The 19,928-nt window shown below is 55.6% G+C and carries 21 protein-coding genes and 1 pseudogene; 10 read left to right on the top strand and 12 right to left on the bottom strand.

The genetic code is table 11. The features are described 5' to 3' along the window. Positions 1 to 2 precede the first annotated feature (2 nt). The 10 genes from mgtE to SBL51_RS10845 form a co-directional block, all read right to left on the bottom strand. A complete protein-coding gene (mgtE, locus tag SBL51_RS10890; protein ID WP_317930956.1) occupies positions 3 to 1,376 on the bottom strand; it encodes a magnesium transporter in 1,374 nt (457 codons plus the stop codon). 219 nt (positions 1,377 to 1,595) lie between these two features. After that, complete coding sequence (locus SBL51_RS10885) at positions 1,596 to 1,865, bottom strand: HPr family phosphocarrier protein (RefSeq protein ID WP_317930955.1); 270 nt, start codon at positions 1,863 to 1,865, stop codon at positions 1,596 to 1,598. A 34-nt stretch (positions 1,866 to 1,899) separates the two neighbouring features. After that, entirely contained in the window at positions 1,900 to 2,766 is an 867-nt protein-coding gene (gene rapZ / locus SBL51_RS10880; protein ID WP_411860469.1) for an RNase adapter RapZ, read from the bottom strand. 18 nt (positions 2,767 to 2,784) lie between these two features. Next, entirely contained in the window at positions 2,785 to 3,243 is a 459-nt protein-coding gene (gene ptsN, locus SBL51_RS10875) for a PTS IIA-like nitrogen regulatory protein PtsN (RefSeq protein ID WP_317930954.1), read from the bottom strand. After that, on the bottom strand, positions 3,240 to 3,530 hold the full coding sequence (gene hpf, locus SBL51_RS10870) for a ribosome hibernation-promoting factor, HPF/YfiA family (RefSeq protein WP_317930953.1): 291 nt from the start codon (positions 3,528 to 3,530) through the stop codon (positions 3,240 to 3,242). Before hpf ends, ptsN begins: the two co-directional genes overlap by 4 nt. 129 nt (positions 3,531 to 3,659) lie before the next feature. After that, entirely contained in the window at positions 3,660 to 5,216 is a 1,557-nt protein-coding gene (locus SBL51_RS10865) for an RNA polymerase factor sigma-54 (protein ID WP_317930952.1), read from the bottom strand. A gap of 324 nt (positions 5,217 to 5,540) precedes the next feature. Further along, positions 5,541 to 6,266 carry an LPS export ABC transporter ATP-binding protein gene (lptB, locus tag SBL51_RS10860; protein ID WP_317930951.1) on the bottom strand — a complete coding sequence of 242 codons (726 nt, stop codon included), beginning with the start codon at positions 6,264 to 6,266 and terminating at the stop codon, positions 5,541 to 5,543. Positions 6,267 to 6,275: 9 nt separating this feature from the next. Beyond that, positions 6,276 to 6,812 carry a lipopolysaccharide transport periplasmic protein LptA gene (lptA, locus tag SBL51_RS10855; protein WP_317930950.1) on the bottom strand — a complete coding sequence of 179 codons (537 nt, stop codon included), beginning with the start codon at positions 6,810 to 6,812 and terminating at the stop codon, positions 6,276 to 6,278. Then, entirely contained in the window at positions 6,799 to 7,389 is a 591-nt protein-coding gene (lptC, locus tag SBL51_RS10850; RefSeq protein ID WP_317930949.1) for an LPS export ABC transporter periplasmic protein LptC, read from the bottom strand. Before lptC ends, lptA begins: the two co-directional genes overlap by 14 nt. A gap of 76 nt (positions 7,390 to 7,465) precedes the next feature. After that, positions 7,466 to 8,437: a KpsF/GutQ family sugar-phosphate isomerase gene (locus tag SBL51_RS10845; RefSeq protein WP_317931154.1), complete on the bottom strand. Its 972-nt coding sequence runs from the start codon at positions 8,435 to 8,437 to the stop codon at positions 7,466 to 7,468. 485 nt (positions 8,438 to 8,922) lie between these two features. Here SBL51_RS10845 and SBL51_RS10840 point away from each other — a divergent pair, with 485 nt between their 5' ends. From SBL51_RS10840 to hisD, 5 genes are all read left to right on the top strand, one after another. After that, a complete protein-coding gene (locus SBL51_RS10840; protein ID WP_317930948.1) occupies positions 8,923 to 9,645 on the top strand; it encodes an ABC transporter substrate-binding protein in 723 nt (240 codons plus the stop codon). Between the two features lie 148 nt (positions 9,646 to 9,793). Then, positions 9,794 to 10,027: a BolA family protein gene (locus tag SBL51_RS10835; RefSeq protein WP_317930947.1), complete on the top strand. Its 234-nt coding sequence runs from the start codon at positions 9,794 to 9,796 to the stop codon at positions 10,025 to 10,027. Between the two features lie 48 nt (positions 10,028 to 10,075). Continuing rightward, positions 10,076 to 11,338: a UDP-N-acetylglucosamine 1-carboxyvinyltransferase gene (gene murA / locus SBL51_RS10830; RefSeq protein ID WP_317930946.1), complete on the top strand. Its 1,263-nt coding sequence runs from the start codon at positions 10,076 to 10,078 to the stop codon at positions 11,336 to 11,338. 22 nt (positions 11,339 to 11,360) lie between these two features. Then, on the top strand, positions 11,361 to 11,999 hold the full coding sequence (hisG, locus tag SBL51_RS10825; RefSeq protein ID WP_317930945.1) for an ATP phosphoribosyltransferase: 639 nt from the start codon (positions 11,361 to 11,363) through the stop codon (positions 11,997 to 11,999). A gap of 60 nt (positions 12,000 to 12,059) precedes the next feature. After that, positions 12,060 to 13,370, top strand: coding sequence for a histidinol dehydrogenase (hisD, locus tag SBL51_RS10820; RefSeq protein ID WP_411860468.1), 1,311 nt, complete (start codon positions 12,060 to 12,062; stop codon positions 13,368 to 13,370). Between the two features lie 69 nt (positions 13,371 to 13,439). Here hisD and SBL51_RS10815 read toward each other — a convergent pair whose 3' ends face one another. Together SBL51_RS10815 and SBL51_RS10810 are read right to left on the bottom strand one after the other, a co-directional pair. Further along, positions 13,440 to 14,558 (bottom strand): S1C family serine protease, encoded by a 1,119-nt coding sequence (locus tag SBL51_RS10815; protein ID WP_317930944.1) that lies wholly within the window; start codon positions 14,556 to 14,558, stop codon positions 13,440 to 13,442. Between the two features lie 88 nt (positions 14,559 to 14,646). Continuing rightward, positions 14,647 to 15,126: a YhcB family protein gene (locus SBL51_RS10810; RefSeq protein WP_317930943.1), complete on the bottom strand. Its 480-nt coding sequence runs from the start codon at positions 15,124 to 15,126 to the stop codon at positions 14,647 to 14,649. Between the two features lie 262 nt (positions 15,127 to 15,388). Between SBL51_RS10810 and zapE the strand changes: the two genes are divergently transcribed. From zapE to SBL51_RS10785, 5 genes and pseudogenes are all read left to right on the top strand, one after another. Next, a complete protein-coding gene (gene zapE / locus SBL51_RS10805) occupies positions 15,389 to 16,516 on the top strand; it encodes a cell division protein ZapE (protein ID WP_317930942.1) in 1,128 nt (375 codons plus the stop codon). A gap of 340 nt (positions 16,517 to 16,856) precedes the next feature. Beyond that, positions 16,857 to 17,285 carry a 50S ribosomal protein L13 gene (gene rplM / locus SBL51_RS10800; protein WP_317931152.1) on the top strand — a complete coding sequence of 143 codons (429 nt, stop codon included), beginning with the start codon at positions 16,857 to 16,859 and terminating at the stop codon, positions 17,283 to 17,285. Positions 17,286 to 17,297: 12 nt separating this feature from the next. Further along, complete coding sequence (gene rpsI / locus SBL51_RS10795) at positions 17,298 to 17,690, top strand: 30S ribosomal protein S9 (RefSeq protein ID WP_317930941.1); 393 nt, start codon at positions 17,298 to 17,300, stop codon at positions 17,688 to 17,690. Between the two features lie 293 nt (positions 17,691 to 17,983). Further along, positions 17,984 to 18,577, top strand: coding sequence for a ubiquinol-cytochrome c reductase iron-sulfur subunit (gene petA, locus SBL51_RS10790; RefSeq protein WP_317930940.1), 594 nt, complete (start codon positions 17,984 to 17,986; stop codon positions 18,575 to 18,577). A 13-nt stretch (positions 18,578 to 18,590) separates the two neighbouring features. Beyond that, positions 18,591 to 19,793 (top strand): annotated as a pseudogene (locus SBL51_RS10785) (cytochrome b); the annotation flags it as partial. Positions 19,794 to 19,928: the final 135 nt, after the last annotated feature.

Genomic DNA, 19,928 nt, shown 5'->3' with positions numbered 1-19,928 from the left:
GCTCAGGCATAAAAGTAGGTGGCCAGGCCCAGAAAGGCGAAAAAGCCCACCACATCGGTGACGGTGGTCAGTGCCACACCGCCGGCCAGGGCTGGGTCTATGCGCATGCTCTTTAAAATAATGGGCAGCATGGCGCCGGCCATGGCTGCAAAAATCAGATTGATTACCATCGCCGCCGCGATAATACCGGCGATGGCGGGATCGTCAAACCAGAATCCGGCGATCAGCGCCATAATGGTGGCCCACAGCAGGCCATTGATGATCCCGACCTGCACCTCCCGGTTGAGCAGCCAGGAGAGGTTGCTGCGGCCAATGTGGCCAAGCGCCATACCCCGGATCACCACGGTCAGCGTCTGGCTGCCGGCGACTCCCCCCATGCTGGCGACGATGGGCATCAGTACCGCCAGGGCGACCACCTTATCGATGGTGCCCTGGAAAATATTGATCACCGAAGAGGCGATTACCGCGGTCAGGAGGTTGATACCCAGCCAGATCGCCCGCCGCGGCGAGGTAGTGCGCACCGAGGCGAAGGTGTCGGAGTCTTCATCCAGACCGGCCAGGCTCATCAGGGAGTGGTCTGCCCCCTCTCGGATAACGTCAACCACGTCGTCAATGGTGACCCGGCCCAGCAGTTTACCGCTCTCATCCACCACCGGTGCCATTACCCAGTCGTGGTGTTCGAACAGGCTGGCCACCTCCTGATCTTTCATTTTGTAGGGGATGGCCACCACGTCGGTGTCCATCAGCTCCCGTACCGTCATGCCGGGGTCGCAGGTCAGCAGCTTGGAGATGGGTAACAACCCCAGGAAGATATCGCCACGGTTGACCACCACCAGACTGTAGGTGGAGTTGGGCAGCTCTTCGTGGCGGCGCAGATAGCGCAGCACTACGTCCAGTGTGATATCGGGGCGTACGGTGATGGCATCGGTGTCCATCAAGCCGCCGGCGGTGTCCTCGTCGTAGGAGAGGATCGACTCAACCCGGGAGCGGTTTTGAGTCGACATGGCGGCCAGAACTTCCTGGATAACCTGGTCGGGGAGCTGTTGCAGGATGTCGGCGACGTTATCCGCCTCCAGCTCCTCGGTCATGGCGGCCAGTTCGACGGAGTTCATATCCGACAGCAGCTGTACCCGAACGCTCTCTGGCAGCTCCTGGATGACCTCACCTTCCAGGTCTTTATCGACTATCTGCCACAACAGCATCCGGCGATTGGGTGGCGAGGAGCTCAGCAGGTGGGCTATTGCCGCCGGTTGCAGGCTGTTGAGCATGCGCCGGGTGGAGGAGAAGGCACCACTGTCCAGCGCCGATAACACCTCTTTCAACTTGGAGTGGGTTTGCCCAGTGAGGATATCGGTGCTGACTTTGTTATCGGCCATAGACTCGAATTCGATTTAGTGAGGTAGGAGCGATGTGCGGGAGTTTTCTGGATATTGGGCTGCCCGGTGGCTTGTAGGGTGCTTCAGTCCTGCCGTATTTGGGCGGCCAAGTTCCAATAAAAACAAGGGCTTAGTTTAGTTTCTGTTCGTGTTGGCTGACAAGCGCGGGCACTGGGTGATGATGAATTTTCTGCCTTTTTTAAGGCGCCAATGAGGAAATTAGTGCTCTTCCTCAAATTTATTGGCAAACAGGAGGGCGATCTCATCAATGGCTGCCTGTTCGTCGTCGCCATCGGCTTGTAACACGATCTCTGAATTGCATGAAGCTGCCAAAAGCAGAATGGACATCACGCTTTTGCAGTCGGCGGTTTTGCCATCGAAAACGATGGTGATGTTGGCCTGATATTGCGTCGCGGTTTTAACCAGCTTGGTGGCGACCCTGGCGTGCAGACCCTTGCTGTTAGTAATGGTAATGGCTTGTTGTAGCATCTTCTTTATTTGTAATTGTTAGTGAGTGGTGGGCTTATCCGGACGGCCCGGCCAGGGTGAGATCCCGGTGGCGTACCAATACGCTGGTATGTTCGGCGCTGAAGCGCGCCGCTAACTGTTTGCAGAGATAGACCGAGCGGTGCTGACCGCCGGTGCAGCCGATGGCAACCGTGATGTAACTGCGATTGCTGGCGGCAAAATGGGGCAGCCACTTCTGCAGGTAGAGGGTGATGTCCTCCAGCATCTCCAGCACCAAAGGTTCTGCCTGTAAAAAAGCTTCGACATTTTCATCCAGGCCGCTGGAGTGCTTTAGGTCGGCCTGCCAATAGGGGTTGGGCAGGCAGCGGGCATCGAAGATGAAATCCGCTTCGGCGGGCACCCCGCGTTTAAAGCCAAACGACTGGAACTGAATAGCCATGCCCAGATGCTCGGCCCCGGTGACCCACTTCTGGATCAGGTTGCGCAGCTCGTGCAGGCTCAAACCGCTGGTCTCGATCACCTGGTCGGCCAGGTCGTAGATGGGCTGTAGCAGTTCCGACTCTTTGGCGATAGCGGCTTTGAGGTCAATGGCTGTGGAGCTGAGCGGGTGTTTGCGCCGGGTTTCACTGAAGCGGCGCAGAAGGATATCGTCGCGGGCATCCAAAAAGATGACCTGTACCGATTTGCAGCCCTGCTTAAGCTGCTTTAACACCTGCGGGAAATTGCTGAGCTGATCGAGGTTGCTGCGGGTGTCGATGGTGACGGCGTAGCGCTTGCCGGCGTTGGATTGCGCGCTGACCAGGTGCACCAACAGGCCAATAGGCAGATTATCGATACAGGTCATGCCGGCATCTTCCAGCACACGCAGGGCGCTGCTGATGCCCGAACCGGAACGACCACTGATAATCACTAGTTGCATCATTGCACCCTAGTCGAGGTGTTAGTCTACTGCGATGAGAGTCTGGTAGAGCTCTTCGCTGGATTGGCACTGTCGAATTTTGCTCAACAGGTCGGCGTCTGAAAAAGTTCGCGCAATGGTCGCGAGTGTTTGCAGGTGGGTGTCATCTGCCTCCTCTGGTACCAGCAGGGCGAAGATGGCGTCTACGGGGGTGTCATCAATGGCGTCAAAGTCGACTTTATCCGACAATTTAAAAAAGGCACCCATGGTGCCCGCGCAATTTTCCAAACGGCAGTGTGGGATGGCAATACCATGGCCAATGCCGGTAGAGCCAAGCCGTTCGCGGGCCATTAATCGCCGAAACAGCTCTTCGGCATCCAGCACGGGGATGTCTTCGGCTATCAATTTGGCAATGGTTTCGAGGGTTCTTTTTTTGCTGATCCCCTCCAAGCCGCAGACAACACGGCTTGGAGCGAGAATAGAGGACAGTTTGATAGTCATCGATGGCTGCTGATTTTCTCTTTGTGCTTGAGGAGCTGTCGATCGAGCTTGTCGGTTAGGGCGTCGATAGCCGTATACAGGTCATCCGATTCGCAGTCAGCAAAAAAGTCTTTGCCGCTAACGTGGATCGAAGCTTCCGCTTTTTGTCGCATTTTTTCAACCGAGAGAATGACATTCGTACTGGTTATCTGCCCGTGGTGTTTATCCAATCGTGACAGTTTATTTTCTACGTAGTCCTTGAGGGAGTCGGTCAATTCGACATGATGCCCGCTGATTGTAATTTGCATTGCAGTTCCTCTTTGTCGATAGGGTTCGGTGAGGTACCGAACCGGTTGCTTGAGGCGGCCTGAGCCGCCGTTACTGCGCTATTCACAAGAGACTAAACAGCGCAGCAGAAACCGATAAATCCTATGTCGTTACACCAATCGCTTACGCTCGTTAGAGGCCGCGATGCCGAGCGACTCGCGATATTTCGCAATGGTACGACGGGCAACCTGGATACCCTGGTCTGACAGAAGGCTGGTGATTTTGCTGTCGCTCAGGGGTTTTTGCGGGTCTTCGGCGGCGACGAGTTTTTTGATGATGGCGCGGATAGCGGTGGAGGAGCACTCCCCGCCGTTATCGGTGCTGACATGGCTGGAGAAGAAGTATTTCAGTTCAAAAATACCCTGCGGGGTGTGCATGTATTTTTGGGTGGTGACGCGTGAAATAGTGGATTCGTGCATGCCTACATCTTCGGCGATATCGTGCAATACCAATGGTTTCATGGCCTCTGGGCCAAAATCAAGAAAGCCCTGTTGTTTGTCGACAATACAGCTGGCGACCTTGAGCAGAGTTTCGTTGCGGCTTTGCAGGCTCTTCAAAAACCAGCGAGCCTCCTGCAGGTTGTCGCGCAGGAAGGTGTTGTCTTCACTGCTGTCTGCGCGTTTAACCAAGTTGGCGTAATTACTGTTAATACGGATTTTAGGTGCGATGTCTGGGTTTAGTTCCACCAGCCAGCGTCCGCTTTTTTTACTGACAAACACATCCGGTACGATGTAGCTGGTTTCGCTGCTGCCAATCAGCTCACCCGGGTGTGGAGTCAGCTGTTGGATCAATAAAATCGCCTGTTTTAGCTCGTTCTCTTTGATGCGGCAGCGGCGCATGATCTGTTTGTAGTCGCGGTTGCCGAGCTGTAGCAGGTGTTCGCTGACGATCATTTTAGCGGCGTCGAGGCATGGCGTATCTTTGGCGAATTGATTCAGTTGTACCATCAGGCACTGCGAGAGGCTCTCGCTGCAGGCGCCAATGGGGTCGAACAGTTGCAGACGGTGCTGGACGGCGAACACTTCGTCGATGTCGAGCCGGTCGTGATCGTCTTCGTCTGTGGCGGCATCCACCTCATTAGGCGCTTCCCATTCGCTATCGTCCGCCTCTTCTGGGGTGCCATCCACCACCCGCGCCAAGCCGCGGTAGATATCTTCAATGGGGGTGGAGAGCAGGCCGCTGGGCTCAACGGCATCGATGATGGCCATCGCAATCATGCGATCGCGGTCTGACATGGGGGTGAGGTTAAGTTGCCAAAGCAGGTGTTCTTGCAGGGTTTCGGTGTTGTCTATCTGGCTGTCGAAGTAGCTGTCGTCGCGCTCGGGGCCGACATTGCCGCTACCACTGCCTTGGTAGATGTCGTCCCAATGGGTATCGACGGGGAGATCTTCGGGAATGTTCTCCTGCCAGTCAGCCTCTTCTTTGTTGGATTCGCTGATGGTTTCGGTGGCGCTGCTCTCTAGCTTGAGATCAGCGTCGGAGCTGGATGAGCTGTCGTCACCCGAGTCTTCAGACTCGCTCACCTCCAACATGGGGTTGGACTCCAGCGCCTCTTGAATCTCTTGCTGTAGGTCCAAAGTTGAGAGTTGCAGCAGGCGGATGGCCTGTTGCAACTGAGGGGTCATCGTTAACTGTTGACCGAGCTTTAGTTGTAGAGACTGCTTCATATACGACGGTGTATCCAATAACGAAGACGGAAACCGGGGGTAGCTTCAATCTGCTATCGGCAGTGTAGTATTGAATAGGTCAGCTGTGCAATATATTTAAGCAATTTTTATGCCTAGAATTCATTCGCTGGAAGTTTTATCAGGCAGGAGTGGGAGATTTGTGGCTGATCGGCGATGTCTAGCGGCTATTTACTGCTGCCGCGCGCGCTTGAGAGGAGTTGCTTTGCGCCTGCCCCGTTTGCTTGCAACCCTGTGTTTGGGTGGCTTTGGGGTCGATGGGGCTTATAGTCGCGCAAAAAGTGGTTGAGGTAAAGAGGGTGGGCTTTATAACTTGAAGCTTGCGCCAAGGTAGGTATCTCTAACCAACTGATTATTGAGCACTGTCTCGGCATTGCCTTCGGCGATAATGTGGCCGCCGCCAACGATAAAGGCCTTCTCACAAATATCCAGGGTTTCGCGAACATTGTGGTCGGTAATCAAGACGCCAATGCCGCGTTCCCGGAGGTGTTCGATAATCTGCTTGATATCGGCCACCGATTTCGGGTCCACGCCGGCGAAGGGTTCATCCAATAAGATGAAGCGGGGTTCGGCCGCCAGCGCTCGGGCAATCTCTACCCGGCGCCGTTCGCCGCCGGAGAGCGCCATGCCCAGGTTATCTTTGACGTGGGTGATGTGGAACTCCCTGAGCAGTTGATCGCAGATGGCGCGACGCTGTTTGCTTTTGAGCTCCTGGCGAGTCTCCAGAATGGCCAGAATATTGTCGCGCACACTCAATTTGCGAAATACCGAGGCCTCTTGTGGCAGGTAACCCAACCCTTTGCGGGCGCGGCCGTGCATGGGGAGGTTGGTGATATCTTCACCATCGATACTGACTGCGCCGCGATCGGCTCGTACCAGGCCGGCGATCATGTAGAAACAGGTGGTTTTGCCGGCGCCGTTGGGGCCGAGCAGGCCGACAATCTGCCCGGTGTTGACTTCGATGGATACATCGGTGACCACCGGTCGCCCGCGATAGGCTTTCGCCAAGTGCTTAGCTGATAAACATCCCATGGCGTTGGCTTACTGTTCGGTGGTGGTCTGGTTGGGGGGAATGACAATGTTGACCCGCTCGCTGCCGCCGGCCTCGGCGAGGGCGTTTTGCATGTCGTAGCGGATGGTGTCGCTGGTGATCAATGAGCCATCCTGGTCGATGCTGGCGTTGTTGATCAGGTGTACGATCTCCGAGCCCACCTCATACTCAATGCGCAGGGCTTTGGCGGTGACTACGCCCTGGTTGGCCTTGGGCTGTTGTTCAAAGATAGCGGGCTTGCCGACGGCGGTGATCTCTTTTATCCCCTCGTTGGAGTGGCTGACGGTAATGTTGTCGGCCCGGATCACCAGGCTACCCTGGATAAGGGTGGCATTGCCAATAAACTGGGTGACGCCGGTGTTCTCATTGCGCACGGCGCGATCGGAGTTGATCTTTACCGGTTGTTGCCGGTCATCGGGCAGGGCGTTGATCTGGAAACTGAGGCTCAGGGCTGTGGCGAACAGGAGCAGGCTCCTGGCCAGAAGCCGCCAAATAGGGGCGTGTGGGGCGCTATCAGCGGGGTTCATAAACACCTTGTACCTGTGATTCCAAACTTGAAACGCCTGTCAACATGTTGATGTTCAGGCCCACCGCACTGGCGATGCCCTCTGGGGTGCGAATGTTAACAGCTTCGCTGGTAGTTACCAGTTGCTTCTCTGGGTAGATCTCCAGCTTCTGGGTGGCAACCTGATACTCATCGGAATCTGTGATCGATTGGCTTACCACCACATCCCCCCATAGAGTGATCAACTCACCATTGTGTTCCGTGCGCCCATGTTTTGACCGGAATACCCACGGTTGTTCGTTATCTTTGGCGTAAATGGTGAGTTCGGGTTGCGCCAGGTCGGTGTAGCCGCGCTGGAAATTTAGCGGCTTGTTGTTTTTATAGCGCAGGAACTGTTCCGCCCGGTCGACCTTGAGCAGGTACTGCAAGCGGCCTTCGCTGCCATATTGGCGGGTGGATGAGTGCTCAATCACCGCGATGGGGGTGCGCTCGGTCGGGATTGCCAATGGCGCCACCTCCTCCCCGGGGGGCTGAAGCAGGAGCAGGGCCACCAGAACCAGCGCGCCCACAATTGCCAGGGTTACCAGCGTCCTAATCACGATTGCTGTTCCATTGCATAGCTGACGTTATTGATTAACAAAGGTCTGGTGGCGCCAAAGGGAACCATGGCGGTACTTAGACCACCCCGGCACGTAGCAGGTCGTGCAGATGAATGATTCCGGTCAAGCCGTGTTGTTCATCGGCGACAATGGCAGCAGTGATTTTTGTCGATTCCATCAGGTTGAGTGCCTCGACGGCGAGCATGGTACGGCTGACGGTTTTGGGGTTGCGGGTCATGACGTCGGTCATGATGGCCTGGCTCAGGTCGGTGCCCAGGTCGACGTGTCGACGCAGGTCGCCATCGGTGAATACCCCGACCAGTTGTTTGTCGTCGTTAACCACTGTGGTAATGCCGAATCCCTTTTCGGTCATCTCCACCAGTGCCCGCGCCAGGGGTGTGCTGGGGGATACCACCGGCACCTCGGTGTCTTTGTGCATGATGTCTTCCACCTTCAGCAGCAGCTTGCGGCCCAGAGCGCCACCGGGGTGGGAGAAGGCGAAGTCTTCCGCGGTAAAACCGCGGGCTTCGAGCAGTGCCACGGCCAGGGCGTCGCCCATCACCAGGGTGACGGTGGTGCTGGAGGTGGGTGCCAGGTCGAGCGGGCAGGCCTCGGTTTCGACGCCGATATCCAGGTGAATTTCGGCCGCTTGAGCGAGGGGGGATTCGGGGTTGCCGGTCATGCTGATGATGCGGGTACCCATGCGCTTAAGTACCGGCAGCAGGGTTATCAGCTCGGCCGAGGTGCCGGAGTTGGAGATGGCTAATACCACGTCCTTGGGGGTGATCATACCCAGATCGCCATGGCTGGCTTCACCGGGGTGAACAAAGAAAGCGGGTGTGCCTGTGCTGGCCAGGGTGGCAGCAATTTTATTGCCGATGTGGCCGGATTTACCCATGCCCGAGACGATCACCCGGCCTTGGCAGCCAAGTAACAGACTGCAAGCCGCAGCAAAGGAGGAGTCGATTCTGGACTCGAGAACATTGATGGCAGCAACCTCCATCTGTATGGTGCGCTTGGCAGCCGCTATAAAGGTGTCTGAGTGCATGGGGTTTGGGGTGGCTTTTTCGGTCATCTTCTCTGAATTTCGTGCACTGGGTGCAAATAGGTGGTTAACAATCGTGCTGGGCTGGCCCAGAGGTGCAGCATCATACCAGCCGTGCCGATTAATTTCGCCACCGGTGACGGTCAATTTGCTTTCGATGCAGCGGTTGCCTCTCTCATGCTGTTGGCGGTGCGCAGCAGGGCCGGTCTTCGACCGGCTGGGCGTTGTTGGGTTTCACTGGTGGCGTGAATCCGCACCCTGCTGTGCGAATGTGTCGCCCACCCAGCGGCTGGTCGCGGCCAGCGCTCTAATTGCTGTGTAGACCTTTTCCGAGCTTTGGGTGTCGAACGCTTATCTTTAAACAGCGTGATCGCAGTTATATTTTTAGAGCCCGTTGTTATTTGAGAATAGGCCGTCTAACCGATAGAATCGCTGGCCGCCTAACCGGGGCGGCCATTAAAGAATGGTGAACTGGAGACGTACAAACAATGACAAAGCCATCCCAGCGCAACTATGTCCGAATCATTGCAGCTAACTTTGCCGCCGTATTGGCGCTGCATAGCATGGGCAGCTTCGCTGCAACAGAGGCCGCGGCTGCCGCAAGCAGTGCGGCGCCGGCCGAAGCCACTGCCACAGTCACAGAGCACGAATTTGTCATTCCTACACTAAAAACCGACGCCGAAGAGGTGACCGCTCATGAAGTGGTGAGCCAGGTGACCGACGCGGTATTGGCAATTGTCGCCAAGGTGCAAGAAGAGAATGCCGACGTCGATGAGGCCGCGTTGGCCTTGGATGAGCTGCTCTCTCAGGTGGTGGACTTCAAGTTCATTATCCTCAATGTTATGGAGCAGAATGCCCGCACCGCCTCGCGTGAGCAGCTGCAGGGCTTTGCGGATGTATTCAAAGCCGGCTTAATTGAGACCTACGCCAAAGGTATGACCAACTTTGTCGGCTATGAGGTGGCGTTGGTGCCGCCCGCTGACAATACCGTTGGCATGAAAACCGTGAATGTCCAGCAGGAGGTAAAGGGAGCCAATGGTACTTCTGTGGTCTCCTATACCATGGCTATCGACAAGAACAACCACTGGGTGCTGCGCAATATGGTGCTCAATGGTATCAACCTGGGTAAGCAGTTCCGCAATCAATTCCGGGTGGCCATCAAGAAGAACGAGAACGATCTCGACAAAGTTATCGCCCAGTGGAATGCCTAATTCACACAGATTGATACCAATATTGGCCTAACTCACCTCTCAAGGCTGCATTTTCCCGCCTCTTTCTATAAACTACCGCGCCTCTGTTCGCAGGGGTGCCGGTCACCGTTTTGCGTAAACTCTTTTTCTTTGTGATGAGGCCAGCGCTATGCTCGAAGTCGATATCAAACAGCTGTTGGAAGGACAGTTGGAAAACTGTGTTGCCGAGGTACAGATGGAAGGTAATCATCTCAACCTGGTAGTTATCAGCAGTCAGTTTTCCGGGCTGAATCCAGTTAAAAAGCAGCAACTGGTCTATGGCATACTGCAGCCTTATATTGCCAGCGGTGAAGTTCACGCGGTTAATATGAAAACCCTCACGCCTGATCAGGTCGGCAGCTAACTCTAGAGGCAGGCTCAATACACGTGTTCCGTTTTGCAGGCAGCGACCATGGATAAACTCATCATAAGGGGAGGCGGCCCGCTGACAGGCGAAATCCGCATCTCTGGTTCCAAAAACTCCGCCCTACCCATATTGGCGGCGACTCTCCTGGCCGAGACCCCGATGCAGGTGGGGAATCTGCCGCATCTGCACGATGTCACCACCATGTTGGCGCTGCTGCGCTGCATGGGTGTGGGCGTGACCATCGACGAGAAGCTCTGCGTTGAGGTGGATAACAGCACTATCTCCGACTTTACCGCGCCCTATGAGCTGGTGCGCACCATGCGCGCCTCCATTCTGGTGTTGGGGCCCATGTTGAGCCGCTTCGGCGAGGCCAATGTCTCTTTTCCCGGTGGTTGCGCCATCGGCAGTCGGCCGGTCGATATCCATCTGCGCGGGCTGGAGGCCATGGGTGCCACCATTGATGTCGACCAGGGTTACATCCGCGCCCGATGTGATGGCCGCCTGAAAGGGGTTCACTTCTTTATGGATACCGTCACAGTGGGCGGTACCGAGAACCTGATGATGGCCGCGGTGATGGCCGACGGCACCACCATTCTGGAAAACGCCGCCCGCGAACCGGAGGTGGTGGATCTGGCCAACTGTCTGGTGGCCATGGGCGCTGATATCTCCGGTATCGGTACCGATACGCTCACCATTCGCGGTGTTTCCCACCTGCACGGTTGTCGTTTCGATGTGATGCCGGATCGTATCGAAACCGGTACCTATCTGGTGGCGGCGGCGGCCAGCCGCGGCCGTGTAAAACTGAAAGACACCAATGAGAAGCTGCTTGAATCCGTGCTGCTTAAGCTGGATGAGGCGGGAGCTTATATCAGCACCGGCGCCAACTGGATTGAGTTGGATATGAAAGGTAACCGGCCGCGGGCGGTCAGCCTGCGCACGGCGCCCTATCCGGCTTTCCCCACCGATATGCAGGCGCAGTTTTTGGCTATGAATGCAGTGGCGGAAGGGACAGGTGCCGTTACTGAAACCATCTTCGAGAACCGGCTGATTCAGATTCACGAGCTTAATCGTATGGGTGCGGATATTCGCCTGGAGGGCAATACCGCGCTGGTGACCGGAGTCGAAAAACTGAAAGCGGCACCGGTGATGGCCTCTGATTTGCGTGCCTCGGCCAGCCTGGTGATTGCCGGGATGGTGGCTGAGGGCGAGACTCTGGTGGATCGTATCTACCACATCGACCGCGGCTACGAATGTATTGAAGAGAAATTGCAGCAGCTGGGTGCCAACATTCGACGAATACCGGGCTAGTGGCAACTGGAAAATTTCTGTTATGAGTCAACTCACCATCGCCTTAACCAAGGGCCGAATCCTTAAAGAGACGCTGCCACTGCTGGCTGCAGTTGGCCTGGAGCCGCTGGAGGATATCAGTACCAGCCGCAAGCTCACCTTCGAAACCAATCAGGAGGGGGTGCGCTTTATAGTGTTGCGCGGTGTGGATGTAACCACCTACGTCCAGTTCGGTGCGGCAGACATGGGTATTTCGGGTAAGGATATGCTGCTCGAGCACGGTTCGGAGGGGATCTACGAGCCCCTCGATCTCGGCATTGCCCGCTGTAAACTGATGACCGCCGGCATTAAAGGCCAGGAGCTGAAGTCCGGCCGTATTCGAGTGGCTACCAAGTTCGTCAATGTGGCCAAGCAGTACTACGCCTCTCAGGCGCGCCAGGTGGATATCATTAAACTGTATGGAGCAATGGAGTTGGCGCCGATTATTGGTCTGGCGGACGAGATCGTGGATATCGTCGATACTGGCAATACCCTGCGCGCCAATGGCCTGGAGCCGCGCAACGCCATCGCCGATATCAGTTCCCGGCTGATTGTTAACAAGGCGGCGATGAAGATGAAATATCAACAGATTCAGCCGCTCATCGAGTCGATGCGCGCTGTGATCGAGGCCTCTGCCGGCTAATTATTTGGTGGCCAATACGCAAAATTGGCGTGTTCACCCCGTTACTAGGTAGATGAAGTTATGCAGCAACCGCTTCCCATGCGAGTGTTCAACACCCAGCAGGCTGATTTCGAACAGCAGCTGCAGGCGCTATTGGCCACAGACTTGACCGTGGCCGACGGTGTGCAGACGGCCGTTGACCACATCATTGCCGAGGTGCGCAGCCGAGGTGACCAGGCGTTGGTTGACTTCACCGCCCAATTCGATCGTTGGCAGCCACAGTCGGCGGCCAGCCTGGAGGTTCCCCAGGCGGCACTGACGGCGGCGCTAGAGCGGATTTCCGAGCAGGAGCGAGAGGCGCTGACGCTGGCGGCGGAGCGTGTTCGCCAGTACCACGAGCATCAGCGCCAGGAGTCCTGGCAATACACCGAAACCGATGGCACCGTGCTTGGCCAACAGATCACCGCCCTCGACCGGGTAGGGGTTTATGTGCCTGGTGGCAAGGCCAGCTACCCGTCGTCGGTATTGATGAATATCCTGCCTGCCAAAGTGGCCGGGGTGGCTGAAGTGATCATGGTGGTGCCCACGCCGGATGGCGTGGTGAACGATATGGTATTTGCTGCGGCAGCCATTGCCGGCGTTGATCGGGTGTTTGCCATTGGTGGTGCCCAGGCGGTGGCGGCTTTGGCGTACGGCACCGAGAGTGTGCCGCGGGTGGATAAGATCGTTGGGCCGGGTAACGTTTATGTCGCCTCGGCCAAGCGGGCGGTCTTTGGCCAGGTGGCGATCGACATGATTGCTGGCCCCTCCGAGATATTGGTTGTCTGTGATGGCCAGACCGATCCCGACTGGATAGCGATGGATCTCTTTTCCCAGGCCGAGCATGACGAGCTGGCGCAGTCCATTTTGCTGGCCTACGACGATGAGTTCATCGCCCAGGTGCAGGCCAGTGTTGCCAAGTTGCTACCGCAATTGGCGCGCTCCGAGATCGCCCAGGTGAGCCTGGCCAACCGCGGTGCCATCATCCGTGTGGCTGACCTCGACGAGGCGATGGTGCTAACCAATCGCATCGCTCCCGAGCACCTGGAGCTCTCCATCGCCGAGCCGGAGCAGTGGTTGCCGAAGGTACGTCACGCCGGCGCCATCTTTTTGGGCCGGCATACCCCGGAGGCGTTGGGGGATTACTGTGCCGGGCCAAACCACGTATTGCCCACCTCGGGCACTGCACGCTTCTCCTCGCCACTGGGGGTTTATGACTTCCAGAAAAGAAGCTCGATTATCCACTGCTCACCGGAAGGGGCAGCCCAGTTGGCCAAGGTGGCCTCTGTGTTGGCGCGTGGAGAATCTTTAGAGGCTCACGCCCGTTCGGCGGAGTATCGCTACAAGCCTTAGATTCGGGGTTTTTAACCCCTGAGCTTATGGTTTTGATTGCTGAGCTTGGTGTTAACCCCTGGTAGTGGGTTAACCAGAGATGACGGGCTTTTCCGCCAGCATGGCGGTTAAGCGCAGTTGTTGACCGTTGCGTATTACATCCACAACCACCTCTTCATTGGGCTTTTTGGCGGCAATCTGGTACATGCCATCGCGGCCATTGCCTACCGGCAGGTCATCGATATGAGTGATGATGTCGCCGGGCTGCAAACCAGCCAAATGGGCCGGTCCATTCTTGTAAACATTCACCACAATAACGCCGTTACCCGCCGCCAGGCCGATAGAGCGCGCCACGTGGGGGTTGAGCGATTGCGCCTCTACCCCCAGCCAGCCGCGGATAACGCGGCCGTTTTCAATAATATTGCGCAGCACCTGCATGGCTTGATCGGATGGGATGGCGAAACTGATGCCGACGGAGGGGGCGCTGTCTTCTAGGATGGCGGTGTTGATGCCGATCAGCGCGCCATGGGCATCCACCAGCGCGCCCCCGGAGTTACCGGGATTAATGGCGGCATCGGTCTGAATGTAGTTCTCGTAGTTGCTCAAATCCAGGCCGTAGCGGCCGGTGGCGCTGATGATACCTTGGGTGACCGTTTGGCCGACGCCAAAGGGGTTGCCAATGGCCAGAACAACATCGCCAATTTGGGCGGCAGCTGGTTTGCCGAGGGTGGCGGGGGTGAGGTTGGGTAGATCCACCTTCAATACCGCTAGGTCGGTTTCGACATCTCTGCCCACCACTTCAGCCAGGGCTTCCCGGCCATCGTTGACCAGCACGACAATCTCCACGGCCCCTTCAATCACGTGGTTGTTGGTCAGTATGTAGCCATCTGTGTTGACGATAACGCCGGAGCCAAGCGCTGACTGCATCCGCTCCTGCAGCGCCCGATTGGCGTTGTTGAAATAGTGGCGAAACAGCGGGTCATCCATAAAGGGATAACGGTGTTTCTTGGGCAGTTTGCGGGCGTAAATATTGACCACCGATGGTGCTGCCGTTTTAACGGCTTCAGCGTAGGAGGCTGGAGCGGTCTGGTTGACGGAAGGGGTGTTGATAACAGTTTGATGCAACAGTGGTGCTACCAAAACCGCAATCGCGGCAGCGATTAAACCGGTGGAGACCGGCCAGGCTATGTAATCGAACACTCGTTTCACAGAAATACCTGTGCGCTGTGTGGAGGGGGGGCAAATTATAAGATCTTTAAGCCCCTCGCCATAGAATTAAAGGTGGTTGGCTGTCGCTTCAGCTAGTTTTTGGGAATTTGGACTCTTCCAATGACTCCGCTTGGGCTGGGTCGTTGAGTCCGAAAGATTCGCTGAGAGTGCCTTTCTCCGGGGCCCAATCTTTGGGAGGCTCGATTTGCGCATCGGCGGCCAAGAGATCGCCGGCGTTTTCGGCATCCAGCCACTGCCTGTTTGACTCCCCCAGAAACTGTCGGCCTACCTCTGGCGTGGCCAGGTTGACGGCGCCACTGGCAAGATGCTCGTGCACTTCGCGATAGCTGGCGGTTAGGTTGTTCACCAATTCAGAGGTTTTTTCAAAGTGGTGGGTAACCTGGCTTTGATAATCTTTGAGCTGTTGTTCTGCAGCCTGCAGGCGTGTCTCCAGGGAGCGCTTGTTTGCGCTCTGTGTGCCGACGTTACCCAGTACTAGATAGCCAATGATTGCTCCGAGAATCAGGCAGACTAGGGCGGTGAGAACAAGGGCGGACAATGAAAACACGATTAGCTCCAGAAAAATTAAGCGTATTGCAGAGGGGGAGATTAGCATTGACGTTAGACGTCAGGAAATGGTTTCAGCCAAAGATTGTGAGCTCCCCGGTGAATTTGACAACGGTGGTCAATCTTTTCTAATTTCATTTGGGTGATATTAGAGCGGTGCTATTATAAGCTTTTTTCCTTTGCCGTGTTGGCCGATTTTATCCTAGTTGGCCAGCTGGAATTGGATGCCCTCTATTAATTTGCTAATTCCCCAAGTGGTTCGGATGTATACAGGAATTCAAGACTCACCCCTCGCTCGTTATCAACGCGATCTGGAACGCCCGGAGTTCAATTTCGACCCAGCTCAACAGGAGGCCGTAGAGAAGTTACAAGTGCTCTACGATGCGCTCATTGCCCGGCACTACACTGCTGCCAAGCCGGGAATTTTGGGGCGGCTGCTAAGCTCCAGCAAGAAAAAGCCCCAGTCTCCGGTTAAGGGGCTCTATTTCTGGGGAGGAGTGGGGCGCGGTAAAACCTATCTGATGGATAACTTTTTCGAGAGTCTGCCGTTTGAGCACAAAATGCGGGCTCACTTCCACCGCTTTATGCGGCGCGTGCACAGCGAGTTAAAAACTCTGGATGGCCAGAAAAACCCGCTCGAGATTGTCGCGGATCGGATTGCTGCGGAGGCCTGGGTTATCTGCTTTGATGAGTTTTTTGTCTCGGATATTACCGATGCCATGATTCTGGCTACGCTGCTCGAGGCGCTGTTCCGGCGTGGAGTCAGCCTGGTGGCGACCTCCAATATTGTGCCGGATGGCCTATATAAAGATGGCTTGCAGCGAGCCCGCTTCCTGCCCGCCATCGAACTTCTCAATGTTCATACTGAGGTGGTGAATGTGGATGGCGGGGTCGATTACCGCCTGCGTGCGTTGGAGCAGGCTGAACTCTACCATTGCCCTCTGGACGAACAGGCCGATGCCAGTCTGCGGCGCAGTTTCGAGAGCCTGGTGCCCGACCTGGAAGAGGTGCAGGAGAATATCGAGATCGAAATCGAAGGCCGGGCGATTCGCGCCAGGGCTGAGGCGGAGGATGTGGTCTGGTTTGATTTCAGGGCGGTCTGTGACGGCCCCCGCTCCCAGAATGACTACATTGAACTGGCCCGTGAGTACCACGCGGTGCTGATCTCGGATGTGCCGCAATTGGGGCGCGACAGCGATGATATGTCCCGTCGGTTCATCAATTTGGTCGATGAGTTCTACGATCGCAACGTCAAGCTGGTGCTCTCAGCGGCGGTGCCGTTGCCGGATATCTACTCCGGTGGCAGGCTCAGTTTTGAGTTTGAGCGCACCACCAGCCGGCTGCTGGAGATGCAGAGCCGGGAATATCTCTCCCGCCCCCACCGGCCCTAGCGCAGGCGGCGCCCACTGTGGATGGGCTAAACCTGTCTTGGCTGCTGTAATCGCTTGGTTGGCGGGTTACTGGGGCTCTTGTTATTTTCTGTCGTCTCATTTAGAATCCGCGCTCCTTTTTGCGCTACCACTCGGTCTATGCCAAGGCGACTGTTTACAGGTGTCATTCGGCAGCCCAGCGGCGGTGCTACAAAATCAAGATGGTAAGCCTGGTCGTGTTTGCGATCCGGTTTTTATTTGTTGCCCCTACATTTGGGGGAGGCCGATTGGCCAAGGCGGCAGTTCCTGGAACCTCTTCGCCGTGAACCAACTTTTGATCAACCTAATAGGCAAATACAACATGAAGACTATCAGTGCCAAACCAGAGACCGTTCAGCGCGACTGGTATGTTGTCGATGCAGACGGCAAAACCTTAGGTCGTATGGCGGCGGAAATCGCCAGCCGACTGCGCGGCAAGCACAAACCCGAATACACTCCTCACGTTGACACCGGTGACTACATCGTTGTTATCAACGCTGAGAAAGTGCGCGTTACCGGCCGCAAGGCAACCGACAAGATGTACTACCATCACACCGGTTTTATCGGCGGTATCAAATCCATCAGCTTTGAGAAGCTGATCGATAAAGCCCCTGAGCGCACCATTGAAATCGCCGTCAAAGGCATGCTGCCCAAAGGCCCCCTCGGTCGTGCCATGTTTAAGAAACTGAAAGTTTATGCAGGCACCGAACATCCGCACACGGCTCAACAGCCGCAAGAACTGAATATTTAATAGGGGGATTCCATGGCTGCAACTCAATACTACGGAACCGGGCGTCGTAAAACCTCTACAGCCCGCGTCTTCATTCAGGAAGGTAGTGGCAACATTTCGGTAAATGGTCGCTCTTTGGAGGACTACTTTGGCCGTGAAGTAGCACGCATGATCGTTCGTCAGGCTCTGGATGTGGCGGATGCCGCAGACAAGTTCGATATCAAAGCAACCGTTAAAGGCGGTGGTAGTTTTGGTCAGGCCGGTGCCATTCGTCACGGTTTGACTCGTGCTCTGATGTCCTATAACGAAGAGCTGCGCAGGCCACTGCGTGAAGCCGGCTTCGTTACCCGTGACGCCCGTGAGGTTGAACGTAAGAAAGTGGGTCTGCGCAAAGCTCGCAAAAAACCACAGTTCTCCAAACGTTAATACACTGCCCGGGGTCGCCTGCGACAGTGCTGTTAGAGAAAAAGCTCGGGACTACCCCCCGGGCTTTTTTTTGGTTCGCAATATGTATGCGAAACCATTAAGGTATGTGCGCTTGATTGAGGTCAACGAGGTAATCAAGGGGAGCTGCGATAGACATCGCAGTGATTGTTTACCGATTTCAAGTTATATACCATGTCGCGATTTAAAATTTTATCTAATAACACAATCTGCTTAATTTTGTGACTCACCCCAGCTATCAACACGATAGAGCACCTGAAATGGGAGAAAACCTCATGAGTGAAGACGGTGTAAATGCCGGTCGACGCAAGTTCCTAACGGCAGCCACTTCTGTGGTCGGAGCTGCTGGCGCTGTAGGCGTCGCTGTGCCGTTTGTCGGCTCCTGGAACCCCAGTGCCAAAGCGAAAGCTGCTGGCGCTCCGGTAACAGCCAACCTTGGTAAATTGGAGCCTGGACAGATGATTACCCTGGAGTGGCGGGGTAAACCGGTCTATGTCGTACGCCGTACCCCAGAAATTCTGGCTGGCATTCGAGAGGTCGACGGTGATGTGGCTGACCCGAATTCCGATGAGCCACAACAGCCTGACTACGTCAGCAAAGATTACCGCTCTATTAAAGATGAGTTTTTAGTGTTGTTAGGCCTGTGCACCCACTTAGGTTGTGCGCCTACGTATCGACCAGATGTCGGTGCCGCGGATCTCGGTGGAGCCAAATGGCAGGGTGGTTTCTTCTGCCCTTGTCACGGTTCCAAATACGACATGGCTGGTCGGGTCTATAAAAATGTTCCCGCCCCGCTCAATCTCGAAGTCCCGCCCTATTCATTCGTCGGTGATTACGTGATCACCGTCGGTGTCGATCAAGAGGCTTAAGTCAATGACCAAAATGCTGCTCAATCTGTTGAATTGGGTCGATGCGCGGCTGCCTGTGCAGCGTGCATGGGATACCCATATGGGCAAATACTATGCCCCGAAAAACTTTAACTTCTGGTACTTCTTTGGTGTTCTCTCTCTGCTGGTGTTGGTTAACCAGCTGTTGACCGGTATCTGGTTGGTGATGAGCTATGTGCCCACCGCCGAGGAGGCCTTCGCTTCTGTTGAATACATCATGCGCGATGTCGACTTCGGTTGGATTATCCGCTACATGCATTCCACCGGCGCATCTGCATTCTTTATTGTGGTCTACCTGCATATGTTCCGCGGCCTGCTTTATGGTTCCTATAAGGCGCCACGGGAGTTGGTTTGGATTTTCGGTATGACCATTTACCTGGCTTTGATGGCCGAAGCCTTCATGGGTTACGTGCTGCCTTGGGGGCAGATGTCCTACTGGGGTGCCCAGGTGATCGTCTCCCTGTTTGGTGCTATTCCCGGTATTGGAGAGGACCTGGTGCAGTGGATTCGTGGTGACTACCTGATCTCCGGTATCACGTTGAACCGCTTCTTCTCCCTACATGTGGTTGCCATTCCCATTGTGCTGTTGGCACTGGTGATTCTGCATATCCTGGCGCTGCACGAAGTGGGTTCCAACAACCCCGATGGTGTGGAGATTAAAAAGAACAAAGACGCTAACGGTATTCCGTTGGACGGCGTGGCATTCCACCCTTACTACACCGTGCACGATCTGGTGGGTATTGCGGTTTTCCTGTTTGTGTTCTGTTTTATCCTCTTCTTTATGCCCGAGATGGGTGGCTTCTTCCTCGAGCACGCCAACTTCGAGCAGGCCAACAACCTGAAAACGCCTCCGCACATTGCGCCGGTTTGGTATTTCACACCTTTCTACGCCATCTTGCGGGCAGTCACCCTCGTTATTGGGCCTTTGACTTCGAAGTTCCTTGGTCTGGTGGCTATGGGTGCGTCCATTGCTGTGCTGTTTGTTCTGCCTTGGCTGGATAAGAGCCCGGTTAAATCCATCCGCTACAAAGGCTGGCTGCCCCGCGTGCAGTTATTGACCTTCGCCGCCATGTTTGTGGTGCTGGGTTACCTGGGTGTGCAGGCTCCGACCGAAGGTCGTACCATGCTGGCGCAGTTGGCGACTGTTTACTACTTCGTCTACTTCATCCAAATGCCGGTGTTTACCAACCCAACCAAGAAGCAGACCACTGTTGTTAATATGGTGGTGGCTATTATCCTGGGTGGCATTCTGGTGAAGATGTCATTTGGTCATCTGGATGCTGAAATTCCAGTGATGGTGCGCATTCTGGGTATTTACCTGGGCTTGATGACT

Source organism: Halioxenophilus sp. WMMB6, from assembly GCF_033283405.1.
Taxonomy (GTDB): domain Bacteria; phylum Pseudomonadota; class Gammaproteobacteria; order Pseudomonadales; family Cellvibrionaceae; genus Halioxenophilus.
The sequence above is the reverse complement of the archived record's forward strand: the minus strand, read 5'-3'. Positions and strand labels throughout refer to the sequence as shown.

What these genes read in the sequence shown, in the direction of transcription:
- mgtE (WP_317930956.1), bottom strand. Translation starts at nt 1,376, where the DNA reads ATGGCCGATAACAAAGTCAGCACCGATATCCTCACTGGGCAAACCCAC.
- SBL51_RS10885 (WP_317930955.1), bottom strand. Translation starts at nt 1,865, where the DNA reads ATGCTACAACAAGCCATTACCATTACTAACAGCAAGGGTCTGCACGCC.
- rapZ (WP_411860469.1), bottom strand. Translation starts at nt 2,766, where the DNA reads ATGATGCAACTAGTGATTATCAGTGGTCGTTCCGGTTCGGGCATCAGC.
- ptsN (WP_317930954.1), bottom strand. Translation starts at nt 3,243, where the DNA reads ATGACTATCAAACTGTCCTCTATTCTCGCTCCAAGCCGTGTTGTCTGC.
- hpf (WP_317930953.1), bottom strand. Translation starts at nt 3,530, where the DNA reads ATGCAAATTACAATCAGCGGGCATCATGTCGAATTGACCGACTCCCTC.
- SBL51_RS10865 (WP_317930952.1), bottom strand. Translation starts at nt 5,216, where the DNA reads ATGAAGCAGTCTCTACAACTAAAGCTCGGTCAACAGTTAACGATGACC.
- lptB (WP_317930951.1), bottom strand. Translation starts at nt 6,266, where the DNA reads ATGGGATGTTTATCAGCTAAGCACTTGGCGAAAGCCTATCGCGGGCGA.
- lptA (WP_317930950.1), bottom strand. Translation starts at nt 6,812, where the DNA reads ATGAACCCCGCTGATAGCGCCCCACACGCCCCTATTTGGCGGCTTCTG.
- SBL51_RS10845 (WP_317931154.1), bottom strand. Translation starts at nt 8,437, where the DNA reads ATGCACTCAGACACCTTTATAGCGGCTGCCAAGCGCACCATACAGATG.
- SBL51_RS10840 (WP_317930948.1), top strand. Translation starts at nt 8,923, where the DNA reads ATGACAAAGCCATCCCAGCGCAACTATGTCCGAATCATTGCAGCTAAC.
- SBL51_RS10835 (WP_317930947.1), top strand. Translation starts at nt 9,794, where the DNA reads ATGCTCGAAGTCGATATCAAACAGCTGTTGGAAGGACAGTTGGAAAAC.
- murA (WP_317930946.1), top strand. Translation starts at nt 10,076, where the DNA reads ATGGATAAACTCATCATAAGGGGAGGCGGCCCGCTGACAGGCGAAATC.
- hisG (WP_317930945.1), top strand. Translation starts at nt 11,361, where the DNA reads ATGAGTCAACTCACCATCGCCTTAACCAAGGGCCGAATCCTTAAAGAG.
- hisD (WP_411860468.1), top strand. Translation starts at nt 12,060, where the DNA reads ATGCAGCAACCGCTTCCCATGCGAGTGTTCAACACCCAGCAGGCTGAT.
- zapE (WP_317930942.1), top strand. Translation starts at nt 15,389, where the DNA reads ATGTATACAGGAATTCAAGACTCACCCCTCGCTCGTTATCAACGCGAT.
- rplM (WP_317931152.1), top strand. Translation starts at nt 16,857, where the DNA reads ATGAAGACTATCAGTGCCAAACCAGAGACCGTTCAGCGCGACTGGTAT.
- rpsI (WP_317930941.1), top strand. Translation starts at nt 17,298, where the DNA reads ATGGCTGCAACTCAATACTACGGAACCGGGCGTCGTAAAACCTCTACA.
- petA (WP_317930940.1), top strand. Translation starts at nt 17,984, where the DNA reads ATGAGTGAAGACGGTGTAAATGCCGGTCGACGCAAGTTCCTAACGGCA.